This window comes from Enterobacteriaceae bacterium Kacie_13 (genome assembly GCA_013457415.1).
Taxonomy (GTDB): domain Bacteria; phylum Pseudomonadota; class Gammaproteobacteria; order Enterobacterales; family Enterobacteriaceae; genus Rahnella.
In genome coordinates this window covers 2,300,750-2,313,622 of record CP045665.1, presented here as the reverse complement: position 1 = coordinate 2,313,622, position 12,873 = coordinate 2,300,750, and the positions used below count along the sequence as shown (strand labels likewise).

The following is a 12,873-nucleotide window of genomic DNA, read 5'->3' as shown; positions in this document are numbered from 1 at the left end:
TTTATCGCTCTGATAACAAAGGCAACTCCCTGCTAATCCAGTCGTCGAACACCTGCATCGCGGACGACATACGTTTTGATTTGAGCCGCGTCAGCCAGTAACTGCCGAGCGTGATTTCAGTCGAGAAAGGCCGCACCAGATTTCCGCTCTCCAGCTCACGGCTAAACATCGATACCGGCACCAGCGCCACGCCTTCGGCCTGCATGGCGGCTTCTATCATCAGACGCGAGGAATCGAACACCGCACCCGTTGCCCGCCACGGGGCCAGCCCGGCAGCAGTCATCCATTTATCCCATTCATCCGGACGGTATGAACGCAATAGTATTTCTTTGGTCAGTGATTCGGGAGTGGTCAGACGGCGGGCGATTTCCGGAGAGCATAAAACGGTGTGCGGCGCGTCGAACAGCAGCCGGTTATCGGTCGCCGCCCAGGTGCCTGTGCCAAAACGGATGGCGAAATCCAGGCCTTCAGAGGCCAGATTGACCACGTTATTATTGGTGAGGATTTTCAGTTCGATAAAAGGATGTTGCTCACGAAACGCCTTCAGTCTTGGCAACAACCAGCCGACTGCGAAGGTGCCGACCACCGCAATGGTCAGTACTTCATGGAAATATCCGCCCTCAAAGCGCTTGAGCACGGTCTGGATCTGGCTGAAGGCCTCAGTCAGAACTGGCAACAGCACCAGTGCTTCATCGGTCAGCTCCAGCCCGCGCGGCAATCGTTTAAACAGCGCCGTGCCCAGCTGATCTTCAAGCAACCGCACCTGCTGGCTGACCGCAGCCTGCGTGACGCTCAGCTCAAGCGCGGCACGGGTAAAGTTAAGGTGTCTGGCTGAGGCTTCAAATGCCCGCAGCGCATTGAGAGGCAGAGATGTCCGCATAATGACTTATCCATAAGTTTTTCTTTATCCTGCGCGAAATTATTCTCGCTTGTCAATAATCCGTCAAACAGGGATATTGCCGACTTCCGCAACACAACAGATAAGGATTTCTATGTTCAAAAATACATTTCGTCATAAAGCACTGCTGACCGTCGCCCTGATGCCTTTGTTATTTTCCAGCGCGCCATTGTGGGCTCAGACGCCTGCGCAGGCCAAAGCCGTACAGCAAAAACTGGCTGATTTGGAAAAAAGCACCGGTGGCCGTCTTGGCGTGGCGATGATCAATACCGCTGATAATTCACAGACGGTCTACCGTGGCGAAGAGCGTTTCGCTATGTGCAGTACAAGTAAAGTGATGGCGGCATCGGGCGTGCTGAAAGCCAGTGAGCAAGATAAAAACCTGCTGAATAAGCATGTGGATATCAAAAAGTCAGATCTGGTGAACTACAACCCGATTACTGAAAAGCATCTCGATACCGGTATGACGCTTGGCGAACTCGGCGCAGCAGCCATTGAATACAGTGACAACGTGGCGATGAACAAGCTTATCGCGCAGCTCGGTGGGCCGGCGAAAGTGACGCAGTTTGCGCGCTCGATCGGCGATGAGACATTCCGACTCGACCGTACTGAACCGACGCTCAACACCGCAATTCCGGGCGATAAGCGTGACACCACCTCGCCGCTGGCGATGGCGCAAAGCCTGCGTAAACTGGCGCTGGGTGATGCCCTGGCCGAACCGCAGCGCGCGCAACTGGTGGCATGGCTTAAAGGTAACACCACCGGTGCTGCAAGCATCCGCGCGGGTCTGCCAGCTTCCTGGACCGTCGGGGATAAAACCGGCAGCGGTGATTACGGAACGACTAACGATATCGCCGTTGTCTGGCCTGATAATCACGCGCCGCTGATTCTGGTGACCTATTTCACCCAGCCGCAACAGGATGCCAAAGCGCGTAAAGACGTCTTAGCCGCTGCCGCAAAAATCGTAACTGAAAACCTGTAAAGCCAGACGCTCATGATGGCGAGCACCTCATGAGCGTATTGTTTTGTTAGTTTTCCGTGCGTTGCGCAAACTGTGAACTCCCGCCCTGTGCGAAATTGCTGAACGTGGTTAATAGAAGATGTCGCCCGATATCAGGCTTAGCTCACAGGATGCAGCATGGAAAATTACGCCAACAAAAGCGGTGATTCACAGGTGGTCAGCTTCCAGATTGATGCCAACTCGATCAAAGTCCGCTTCAAGAATAATCACGTTTACTTATACGACATTCGCCATCCCGGTCCCGAACATCTGGAGAAGATGAAAGAACTGGCGCGCTCCGGCTGGGGCCTGAATACTTATATTGAAAGCGAAGTGAAAACGGATTTTTCTTCCAAGGTTTTCTGAACACCGATTCCGTTCTGTAGGAAATAAAAACTCCCTCTCAGCAAACATTTATTATCCCTGAGAGGGAGTGAGTTTTTTACTTATTAAAAGCGTCAGATGACAAGTACGAGGAAGTGTTAAAAGACTGCATAAATTCTGTCTGTTGCTCCACTAACGTCAGGTTGCTATGTGTGGCTGAGAAAGTACTCATCGCTTCTATTAATTCTTGAACTTGTATGCTGGTCACATCATAACCGTCAGCGGTATGAATGATTTTGTTCTTATCAGCAGTAGTCGAAAACCAGTTCATCAGTTCGACGGAGTCTTCGGAATTTTTTTCGTTGATCATCAGATTAGCGTTCTTTTTGGTGAACCAAAGATCGCTAAACGCGGCGTCGTTAAACTGCACAGTGTCAGGGCTTTCTGATTTGGTCGCTGAATCATTCACTTGATCTTTTCCATGGCCGTCAGAAAACAAATAAGTGTCCTGGCCGCTGCCACCCACCAGCCAGTCATCCCCCGCGCCACCGTCCAAAATATCACTGCCAGCTTCACCATTCAGACTATCTTTGCCTTCACCGCCTTCGAGAATATCATTATCACTACCGCTGCTCAGGGTGTCGTTGCCCGCGCCGCCCGTCATCCGGTCTACGCCATACCAACCGGACTGCGAGTCGTTCGCGTCTGTGCCGGTAAACGTGGTTAGTCGCCAGATGACCGTTTTTAAGCCTGGTGTTATTACCAAACAACTCCGCACCTGAATCGATCTGACCATTGCCATTAATATCCCTGACTAAAAGTCCGTCATCTGCACCAACCCAACCGGTACTTTCTTTGAAATTATTCCCATCATGGTCAAAATATACCCCCTGCGATTTACTGATTGTTTCGATACCATCACCGTCTAAATCAAAAATAATAGGACTTGACTGAGCGTTGGCATAATCCAGACTTGGAGCGCGTTTTGGAATTCGGTGTCCATATTCATCAATAAGTCGATCTTTAATCATTTTATTAAAGGCATTCATTTCTGGATGCCCTTTTTCAATTAAATCAAATCCAATATTTATCACAACTTCGGCATTTCCCCCCCAGATATAGCACGCAAGCTTTACAAGCAAATCCTTACCGGCCTCTGACATGCCGGCCTTTGGATCTTCTTTTATTTTAACAAGCAAATCATAAGCGTAATTAGCTTTCCCTAAGTAATCTAACTGCTTTGAAAGCTTACCACCGGCTTGAATATCTGCTCTTTTTAATTTATCTAGCTGATCAAGATTTGCTTGCGCATTTCTTTTGTAACTTTCCGCCGAATTAATGGCATCATTTTTTCTATTAAGCAAATTATTATAATCTGATGTCCCAGACCGCCCGGAAGATCGCATAGCTTCCAGGTCTGCCTCCATCCTGCCAGCCCGATTTGTTTCAAATTCAGATGCAGCTGAATTAGTTATTGCGTCTGTCAAAACATCTCTTGTTGTAGTCGATATATCAGTAGTTCCAACATTTACCTTCAAATATAAATCAATATTGTCCTTTAATTCTGATATGAAATCCCCGACATCATTAGTAATAAAAAACCCCGAACATAATGCTCGAGGTTTTAAGTTAAGAATACAAATACTCAGTTTCGCTTTTAAATCTTCAGCTTCACGTAATCAATCGCGCGGCTGATGATCCCGCCCTGCGCGACGTCTTCCAGCGCCACCAGCGGCACGGTTTTGATCACCTTACCGTTGTCTACGATATTGATGTTGCCGAGCTCCTGACCCTTTTTCAGCGGGGCTTCGACCTGCGGATTGGTCAGCACATACTGGGCTTTCAGCTTATCGGCATCGGCCTGCGGAACGCTGATGAAAACATCGCTCAGTGAACCGACTTTCACCTGATCGTTAGCACCAAACCAGACGTGCTCGCTGGAGACGGTCTGATTAGCTTTGAAGATTTGCTTGCTGGTGTATTCGCGGAAGCCCCAGGTCAGCAGTTTTCGCGCCTGTTCTTCGCGCCCTTTCGAGCTTTTTCCGCCCATCACCACGGCAATCAGGCGACGATCGCCCTGAGTAGCTGACGCGATAATGTTAAAACCTGCACTTTCGGTGTGACCGGTTTTCAATCCATCCACCTGCAAGTTTTTATCCCACAGCAGACCGTTACGGTTTTGCTGAGTGATGTTGTCATACGTCAGCGATTTCTCGCTATACATATGATATTCCTCAGGTTCACCACCGATAATGGCGCGGGAGAGTTTGGCGAGATCATAGGAAGTCGTGTACTGACCCGGCGCATCCAGACCGTGTACGGTTTCGAAATGGGTATTGGTCAGCCCCATGCTCACGACGTATTTGTTCATCATACCAACGAAGCTGTCCTGGCTGCCCGCCACGTAATTCGCCATGGCGACACAGGCGTCATTACCGGAGGTAATGATAATGCCGCGGATCAAATCGCGTACTGAAACGCGATCGCCCGGTTTAAGGAACATCAGCGAAGAACCTTCCAGACTTTTATTACCGGCGACCCACGCTTCCTGCGGCACGGTCACGATGTCATTCATCGTGATTTTTTTCTGATCCAGCGCGCGGTCAATCACGTAGCCGGTCATCAGTTTTGTCAGGCTGGCAGGGTTACGACGGTCGTCAGGGTTCCCTGCTGCCAGCACATCACCGCTGGCGTAATCCATCAGGACAAAAGACGCGGCATCAATGCTCGGGGGAACAACCGGGAAATCCAGTGGCGCAACAGCGCTCGCACTGCCCGCAGAGAACAACAACACACAAGATAAAACACTTATTACACTACGTTTCACTGAATCTTCCTTAAACGTGCCGCATTGACCTGAACATAAATCCGCTCAGCATCTATACAAATAATCATACAAAAAAGTCATAGATCGAGATCTGCGGCATAGGGTGCCTTAAAATGGCGTTCAGAAAAACCCTTAGTCTTTTGCTAAGCATTTCATAATGAAACGATTCGGTTACAAGTTGGATGCTTTAACGCCAAAACAGGCAGTGACTGACGTAATCAGTTTTTGTTATCGCAAGATGCTGTTTTTGAAACCATTGAAATTGACTTTAAACGCCCACCCGTCGCGGAAAATTTGCATAACGCCCCGATAAACCCTCGCGATAGACCGCTTCTATCACACCATCACGGCATTCGATTAGACGTAACTTCATCACCCTCCTAAACTTGTGACATAAAATTAACAAACGGATTAACATTTCGTCGATCCGGTTGTTTACAGACCAGATAAAAACCACCTGCGAAGCATAATTATGAAATTCAAAACTGAGATCAAACCCTACCACGGCGCGGCTGGTGGCTGGGGTGCATTGGAATCTACCACCCGTTTCGTTTTCGACAGCAAGAAAGTCCTTTCAAATCTGCGCAACCTGATGCGTGTTAACAAAGGTCGCGGTTTTGACTGTCCGGGCTGCGCCTGGGGCGATGATAACCACAGTACATTCAGCTTCTGTGAAAACGGCGCGAAAGCCGTCAGCTGGGAAGCAACACGCAAATCAGTCGAGCCTGAATTCTTCGCGCAGCACAGCGTCAGCAAACTTCGCGAACAGAGCGATTACTTCCTCGAATATCAGGGACGCCTCACCCACCCGATGCGTTATAACCACACCACCGATCACTATGAACCCATCAGCTGGGACGCGGCTTTTTCGCTGATCGCCAGCCATCTGAAAGGTCTGGAAAGTCCCGATCAGGCGGATTTTTACACCTCAGGTCGTGCCAGCAACGAAGCCTCTTACCTTTATCAGGTGTTTGGCCGCATGTTCGGTACCAACAATTTCCCTGACTGCTCCAACATGTGCCACGAAGCGAGCGGCGTCGGCCTCAAACAAAGCATTGGCGTCGGTAAAGGCACCATCCGTCTGGATGATTTTGAAAAGGCCGACGCGATTTTTGTCTTCGGCCAGAACCCCGGCACCAACCACCCGCGTATGCTGCACAGCCTGCGTCACGCCGCCGATCGCGGCGCGAAAGTGGTCAGCTTTAACACGCTGCGTGAGCGTGGTTTAGAACGTTTCGCCGATCCGCAAAAGCCGCTGGAAGTCGTCACGCCGAAAGCTGGTCGCATCAGCTCTGCCTACTATCAGCCCAATCTCGGTGGTGATATGGCCGCCGTGCGCGGTATCGTCAAAGCGCTGTTACAGACCCACCGCGAACGCATTGCTTCCGGTCAGCCTTCCCTCTTCGATGAAGATTTTATTGCGAAGAACTGCGCAGGCGTAGACGAGTATCTGGCGATAGTCGATGCCACCAGCTGGGAAAAAATCACCGAACAGTCCGGCCTGAGTGAACAGGATCTGCGCGAAACCGCGGCTATCTATATGCATGCCGAACGCGTGATTTGTACCTGGGCGATGGGCATTACCCAGCATAAACATTCCGTGCCGACCGTGCGCGAAATCACTAACCTGCAATTACTGTTCGGCCAGCTCGGCAAACCGGGTGCCGGTTTGTGTCCGGTACGTGGTCACAGTAACGTGCAGGGAAACCGCACCATGGGGATCGACGAAAAAGCGCCGAAAGCCCTGCTGGATGCGATGGAAAAACACTACAACTTCACGCCGCCGCGCACGCCGGGCCATAACACCGTGGAAGCGCTGGAAGCAATGCTGCGTGGCGATGCCAAAGTACTGATCTGCCTCGGCGGGAATCTGGCCGCTGCGGCACCGGATACGCCGCGTACTTTACAGGCGCTGAGCAATCTGGATCTGTCGGTGCAAATCAGTACAAAACTGAATCGCAGCCACCTGACACCGGGTCATGAAGCACTGATCCTGCCGACGCTTGGCCGTACCGAGCTTGATATGCAGGCTACCGGCTCGCAGTTCATCACCGTAGAAGACTCATTCAGCATGGTCCATGCGTCCGAAGGCGTGGGAATTCCGTTATCGAAAGAGCAGCGTTCAGAAACCGCGATTGTCTGCGGTATCGCTGATGCGGTTCTTGGCGACAAATACCTCGACTGGATGGCCCTTGCGGATGATTACAACCTGATCCGCGATCATATCGAAGCGACCATTCCGGGCTTCAAAGACTTCAATACGCGCTGCGACATCAAAGGCGGCTTCTACCTGGGGAATGCGGCGGCGGAGTTGAACTTCAACACCCTGAGCGGCAAAGCCAATTTCAGCGCTGCACCCTTGCCGGAAGTGCTGATCCCGATGGGCGATCAGGATGCGCCGTTTACCCTGCAAACGTTGCGTTCGCACGATCAGTACAACACCACGATTTATGGTCTGGATGACCGTTATCGCGGCGTGTACGGCCAGCGCGAAGTGCTGTTCATTCACCCTCAGGATCTGGCTGATTTAGGGCTGAAAGACGGCGAACTGGTGGAAATTGAAACGCTGTGGAACGACGGCGTAGAGCGCAAAGTCAGCGGATTTAAACTGGTGAGCTACGATATTCCGCGCGGCAATCTGGCGGCCTATTATCCCGAGACAAACCCGCTGGTGCCGATGTCCAGTTTTGGCGACCAGACCCATACCCCGACGTCGAAAGCCGTTCCGGTGACTATCCGTCGCTGCGAGCAACCTGTCTGTCTGCAACGCATCGCCTAAACCGTTTTGCGAGGCATGCCTTAAATCTCCCCTTTCGCTTCAGGGTTATGAGGCGAAAGGGGGATAAGAGCTTGCCCGACGGGGTCAGATCGCGTAAAACTGTCTGCCGCTAATCGAGCCACATTAACCCCCAATTCTCTGGACGATATGTTTCAAGATAACCCGCTGCTCGCGCAGCTAAAACAGCAACTTCACTCTCAGACTCCACGTGTCGAAGGCATCGTGAAAGGCACTGAGAAAGGCTTTGGCTTTCTTGAAGTAGACGGCCAAAAAAGCTATTTCATTCCGCCTCCGTACATGAAAAAAGTCATGCACGGGGACCGCGTGATCGCCTCCCTGCAAACCGAAAAAGAGCGTGAAGTCGTCCAGCCGGAAACCCTGGTTGAACCTTTTCTCAGCCGTTTTGTGGGCCGCGTGACCAAGAAAGACGACCGTCTTTCCATCATTCCCGATCATCCTTTATTACGCGATGCCATTCAGTGCCGCGTAATGCGCAACATCAATCATGAAGTGAGCGATGGCGACTGGTGTGTGGCCGAGATGCGTCGTCACCCGCTGAAGGAAGGCGATCACAGCTTCCAGGCTGAAATCACCGAATGGATCACCACCGGCACCGATGACCTCGCGCCGTGGTGGGTCACTCTGGCACGTCATAATCTGGAACGTGAAGCGCCAAAATCTGAAATAGCCGAACTGCGCGATGAAGGTCTGACCCGCGAAGATCTGACTGCCCTGCCGTTTGTCACTATCGACAGCGGCAGTACACAGGATATGGATGACGCGCTGTTTGTGAAAGACAACGGCGACGGCACCCTGCAAATGACTATCGCCATTGCTGACCCGACGGCGTACGTCGCCGAAGGCAGCGATCTCGATAACACCGCTAAGAAACGCGCATTCACCAACTATCTGCCGGGCTTTAATATCCCGATGCTACCGCGCGAATTGTCCGACGACATCTGTTCCCTGTGGCCAGATGTCAGCCGTCCGGTTCTGGCATGTTCCGTTACGCTGGGCACCGATGGCGCGCTCGGCAACGACATTCGTTTCTTCGCCGCGACCATTGAATCCAAAGCCAAGCTGGCCTACGACAATGTCTCTGACTGGCTGGAAGCGGATGAGAAAAGCGAATGGCAGCCTGCCACCGATGTGATAGCCGATCAAATTCGCCTGCTAAAACGCGTCTGTGACGTGCGCAGTGCATGGCGTACTGAGCACGCGCTGGTCTTTAAAGATCGTCCTGATTACCGCTTCGTGCTGGGTGAGAAAGGCAACGTGCTGGAGATTGTCGCCGAGCACCGCCGTATCGCTAACCGCATCGTGGAAGAATCGATGATCGCCGCCAACGTCTGTGCCGCTATCGCCCTGCGCGACAGTCTTGGTTTCGGCGTCTACAACGTGCATAACGGTTTCGATCCATTGCTGGTTGAGAACGCGGTGACCGTATTGCAGGCCAACGACGTGGAAGCCAACGCCGAAGAGTTGCTGACCCTGCCGGGCTTCTGCGCACTGCGCCGCAAACTTGATGCTTTGCCTACGCAGTTCCTGGACAGCCGCATTCGCCGTTCCCAGACCTTCGCAGAAATCAGCACCACCCCTGGCCCGCACTTTGGTCTGGGTCTGGAAGCGTACGCAACCTGGACTTCACCGATCCGTAAATACGGCGACATGGTAAATCACCGTTTGCTGAAAGCGATGATCCTGAACCAGTCTGCCGAGAAACCGCAGGATGAGATGACTGTCCAGCTGGCTGAACGTCGCCGTGCCAACCGCATGGCCGAGCGCGACGTCGGTGACTGGCTGTATGCACGTTATCTGGAAGATAAAGTGGGTACTGACATGAAGTTCAGCGCTGAAATCATCGATGTCACCCGCGGCGGTCTGCGTATCCGCCTGCAAGATATCGGCGCCGTCGCCTTCATTCCTGCTCCGTTCCTGCATAGCGTGCGCGACGAACTGGTATGCAGCGCGGATACCGGCACCGTACTGATTAAGGGCGAAGTGGCCTATCGTCAGAGTGACATCATTGATGTGGTGATCGCAGAAGTGCGGATGGAAAATCGCAATGTGATTGCCAGGCCGGCGGCTTAGCTAACGCTGGGATTATTGATGTGATTGAAAAGCCGGTTAAGAACCGGCTTTTTTTTGTGCGGAGCCGCACACGGGGGCTTTCATTCAACCTCAAGTTCAAGTTCAAAACCTTGGGTTGCCACCCAAACCGGCCTTAAGGGGGGCTTATCGCCGCCCCCCTTAAGAATCCCAGGCTCTTTAAAACACGTGCCATGCATACCGGCTCTGTTTCAGAAACGCCTGCTATTGCCGCAAAATCCCGCCACTGCGCGGTTCCCTCCGGTCGGGTTACAACCCGCGCAGAAAGCCGCGCGGTTTTCCACCTCTTCCTCCGGCGTGATTTTTGAAAACGGCCACAGGCTTTTTAGGTCACAACTTCACCCGCTCAGATCATTTCAAAAAACCAAACACTTTGTTCAATCTCTATTTGTCTTCAAAAATGGTGAGATGGCGCGATCAAAAAATCCTGCCGAACGGAGCGGGCTGGAGACCTATGGCTCCAGCACCGAGAGAGGGAACCGCGCAGCGGCAGGGTTTTGCGCCACATGCGGGCGCTACAGAACATGTCCATCGACCCAGCGATAGCGCGTGTTTTAAAGAGCCTGGGGGGTCTTGGGGGGCGGCGGCGATATGCCGCCCCCCAAGTCGGTGTGGGCCGATGCCCACGACCTTGACCTTAAGGCCGGTTTGGGCGGCAGCCCAAGGTCTTGATTTTGAGGTTAAATGCCGCCCAGTGCGCGGCCCCGCACTATCAGATCTGATAGTCAATTACCGTCTCACTCTCCTGCCCTGACGCAAACACCTTCTCCTTAATATCATTCACCGATAAGCCCGGATTACATAATTCGATAAACCGCCAGACATAGTTACGCTGCAACTGCGCCCTTTTCAGACCCAGCCAGACGGTGTTGGCTTCGAACAGGTGTTCAGCATTGATGAGCTGAAGGCCTGTATCGCGTGCGGCTTCATAAGCTTTGTCGGCGAGAATACCGACGCCTAAACCAAGCTCGACGTAGGTTTTGATCACGTCAGAATCCTGGGCGCTGAGCACGATATCCGGGCTAAGTGCGGCACGGCTAAATGCTTCGTCAAGACGCGAGCGACCGGTAATGCCCTGACGATAGGTAATCAGCGGCTGTTCGCTGAGATGTTGCAACGTGATTGGATGCTGCAACGTCAGCGGATGCCCCTGCGGGACAACGATAGCGTGGTGCCAGCGGTAATACGGGAACGCGGCAACCGAGGTATCGTTCATCAGCTTCTCGCTGGCGATGGCGACATCTGCCTGCCCGCTGAGTAACATCGCCAGCACTTCGTTCGGAGAGCCCTGATGAAGCTCAAGCCGGACGCCAGGATAAATGGCGCGGAAGGCTTTGATGACTTTTGGCAGACTGTAACGCGCCTGCGTATGCGTGGTGGCAATGGTCAGCACGCCCGCATCCTCTTTCGAGAAGACATCCGCCAGCCGCCGGATATTCTGAGCTTCGTTGAGAATACGCTCAGCCACGGCCAGTAACTCTTTACCGGGTTCGGTCAGCCCCAGCAAACGCTTGCCGCGACGGATAAAAATTTCGACGCCCAGCTCGTCTTCCAGCTCGCGAATGTGGCGGCTGACGCCTGACTGCGAAGTGAAGAGCATGTTCGATACTTCGGTCAGGTTGTAATTGCATCGCGCTGATTCCCTGATAATTTTGAGTTGTTGAAAATTCACCGCCGTCGCCCCTGTCTGTTCAAAACCCTATTGTTACGGCCTGCGGGTATGCCAGACAAATAAGAAAAAGCGGTTACTTATGCTTTTTCCGACTATAGAGGTTTGCGGCGGATTTCCGGGGTTACTCCGGAACGGGTGTCAGCACCGGTTTGCCGGAGAAATGCGCGTTCAGGTTATCGAGCACCAGCGCCAGCATATTTTCGACTGATTCAGGCGAGCGCCCTGCCACATGCGGCGTGATCACCAGATTGTCCAGCGTCAGCAACCCGAGTGGAACCTGCGGTTCGCCCTCCACAACGTCCAGCGCTGCCCCGGCAATTTCGCCATTTCGCAGGCTGGCTGTCAGCGCGTCGGTATCTACCACGCTGCCTCGCGCAATGTTAATGAGAAAGCCTTCTGCGCCCAGCGCACGCAAAACGGCGTCATCCACCAGACTGACTGTGTTTTTGCCCCCCGGCGTGGCAACCACCAGGTAATCCGCCCAGGCGGCCAGTTCCGTTACGCTGCAAAAATATTGATAAGGCGTGTCTGCCTGTTGATTGCGGTTGTGATAACCAATCGCCATATCAAATCCACCCGCTGCGCGGCGTGCAATCAGCGCGCCGATATTTCCTAACCCTACGACACCGAGCTTTTTGCCCGCCATGCCGGGGACATTCCAGCGCGCTTTATTCCACTCACCGCCCCGAACCGCCTGGTCAAACTGCGGAATGCGGCGGGTGATGGCCAGCATCAGTGCCAGGGTGTGGTCAGCAACCGATGAATTGTTGGTGCCCGGTCCGTGCGTGACCAGAATACCGCGCGATTTTGCCGCCGCGACGTCAATATGTTCATACCCGACGCCCTGCGCACAGACAATTTTCAGCTGCGGCATTGTCGCCATTTCGGCATCACTCAGGCCGATGCTGCCGATGGTTAACACCGCCTGAATTTGCTGTGCAAGTTCGGGCGAGAGCGTGGCGCGCTGCCCGGGTGTGGTAGCAAAATGGAGGGTAAATCCGGCGGCGGCAAAACGTTCAGGGTAGCCAGCATCCAGCGGGACATGGCTTAGCAACGCGATAGTCATGGAGGCTCCTTTATTAATCATGGAAACAGGACGCATAAAGAGGGTGAATGCGCTCAGCGCCCGCCTGTTTACTGCGGGTCAGAGTGAATATCAGCGAATGCAGGGCTCATGTACAGCAGTTAAACTTTGCAGAATGATGCAGACGAAAAATGCCGGTGTGAAGGTTTCACACCGGCGAATTTAAACAGCACGGATTAA

At 52.9% G+C, this 12,873-nt stretch carries 9 protein-coding genes; 4 read left to right on the top strand and 5 right to left on the bottom strand.

Annotated features, from left to right (window positions below; genetic code table 11):
- Nucleotide 1: 1 nt before the first annotated feature.
- On the bottom strand, nt 2-880 hold the full coding sequence (locus GE278_10570) for a LysR family transcriptional regulator (GenBank protein QLK61176.1): 879 nt from the start codon (nt 878-880) through the stop codon (nt 2-4).
- Between the two features lie 112 nt (nt 881-992).
- Here GE278_10570 and bla point away from each other — a divergent pair, with 112 nt between their 5' ends.
- Together bla and GE278_10560 are read left to right on the top strand one after the other, a co-directional pair.
- Nucleotides 993-1,880, top strand: a complete 888-nt coding sequence (gene bla / locus GE278_10565; GenBank protein QLK61175.1) for a class A beta-lactamase — start codon at nt 993-995, stop codon at nt 1,878-1,880.
- A 156-nt stretch (nt 1,881-2,036) separates the two neighbouring features.
- Nucleotides 2,037-2,264, top strand: a complete 228-nt coding sequence (locus GE278_10560; GenBank protein QLK61174.1) for a hypothetical protein — start codon at nt 2,037-2,039, stop codon at nt 2,262-2,264.
- 76 nt (nt 2,265-2,340) lie between these two features.
- On the opposite strand, the gene GE278_10555 is transcribed toward GE278_10560, so the two are convergent.
- Nucleotides 2,341-3,024: a hypothetical protein gene (locus GE278_10555; protein ID QLK61173.1), complete on the bottom strand. Its 684-nt coding sequence runs from the start codon at nt 3,022-3,024 to the stop codon at nt 2,341-2,343.
- Between the two features lie 855 nt (nt 3,025-3,879).
- Nucleotides 3,880-5,049, bottom strand: coding sequence for a serine-type D-Ala-D-Ala carboxypeptidase (locus GE278_10550; protein ID QLK61172.1), 1,170 nt, complete (start codon nt 5,047-5,049; stop codon nt 3,880-3,882).
- Nucleotides 5,050-5,521: 472 nt separating this feature from the next.
- Here GE278_10550 and GE278_10545 point away from each other — a divergent pair, with 472 nt between their 5' ends.
- Complete coding sequence (locus GE278_10545) at nt 5,522-7,828, top strand: FdhF/YdeP family oxidoreductase (GenBank protein QLK61171.1); 2,307 nt, start codon at nt 5,522-5,524, stop codon at nt 7,826-7,828.
- Between the two features lie 147 nt (nt 7,829-7,975).
- Nucleotides 7,976-9,919, top strand: a complete 1,944-nt coding sequence (locus GE278_10540) for an exoribonuclease II (protein QLK61170.1) — start codon at nt 7,976-7,978, stop codon at nt 9,917-9,919.
- Nucleotides 9,920-10,649: 730 nt separating this feature from the next.
- Here GE278_10540 and cbl read toward each other — a convergent pair.
- Both cbl and GE278_10530 read right to left on the bottom strand, forming a co-directional pair.
- Entirely contained in the window at nt 10,650-11,609 is a 960-nt protein-coding gene (gene cbl, locus GE278_10535) for an HTH-type transcriptional regulator Cbl (GenBank protein ID QLK61169.1), read from the bottom strand.
- Nucleotides 11,610-11,730: 121 nt separating this feature from the next.
- Complete coding sequence (locus GE278_10530; protein ID QLK61168.1) at nt 11,731-12,675, bottom strand: 2-hydroxyacid dehydrogenase; 945 nt, start codon at nt 12,673-12,675, stop codon at nt 11,731-11,733.
- Nucleotides 12,676-12,873: the final 198 nt, after the last annotated feature.

What these genes read in the sequence shown, in the direction of transcription:
- GE278_10570 (QLK61176.1), bottom strand. Translation starts at nt 880, where the DNA reads ATGCGGACATCTCTGCCTCTCAATGCGCTGCGGGCATTTGAAGCCTCA.
- bla (QLK61175.1), top strand. Translation starts at nt 993, where the DNA reads ATGTTCAAAAATACATTTCGTCATAAAGCACTGCTGACCGTCGCCCTG.
- GE278_10560 (QLK61174.1), top strand. Translation starts at nt 2,037, where the DNA reads ATGGAAAATTACGCCAACAAAAGCGGTGATTCACAGGTGGTCAGCTTC.
- GE278_10555 (QLK61173.1), bottom strand. Translation starts at nt 3,024, where the DNA reads ATGGCAATGGTCAGATCGATTCAGGTGCGGAGTTGTTTGGTAATAACA.
- GE278_10545 (QLK61171.1), top strand. Translation starts at nt 5,522, where the DNA reads ATGAAATTCAAAACTGAGATCAAACCCTACCACGGCGCGGCTGGTGGC.
- GE278_10540 (QLK61170.1), top strand. Translation starts at nt 7,976, where the DNA reads ATGTTTCAAGATAACCCGCTGCTCGCGCAGCTAAAACAGCAACTTCAC.
- GE278_10530 (QLK61168.1), bottom strand. Translation starts at nt 12,675, where the DNA reads ATGACTATCGCGTTGCTAAGCCATGTCCCGCTGGATGCTGGCTACCCT.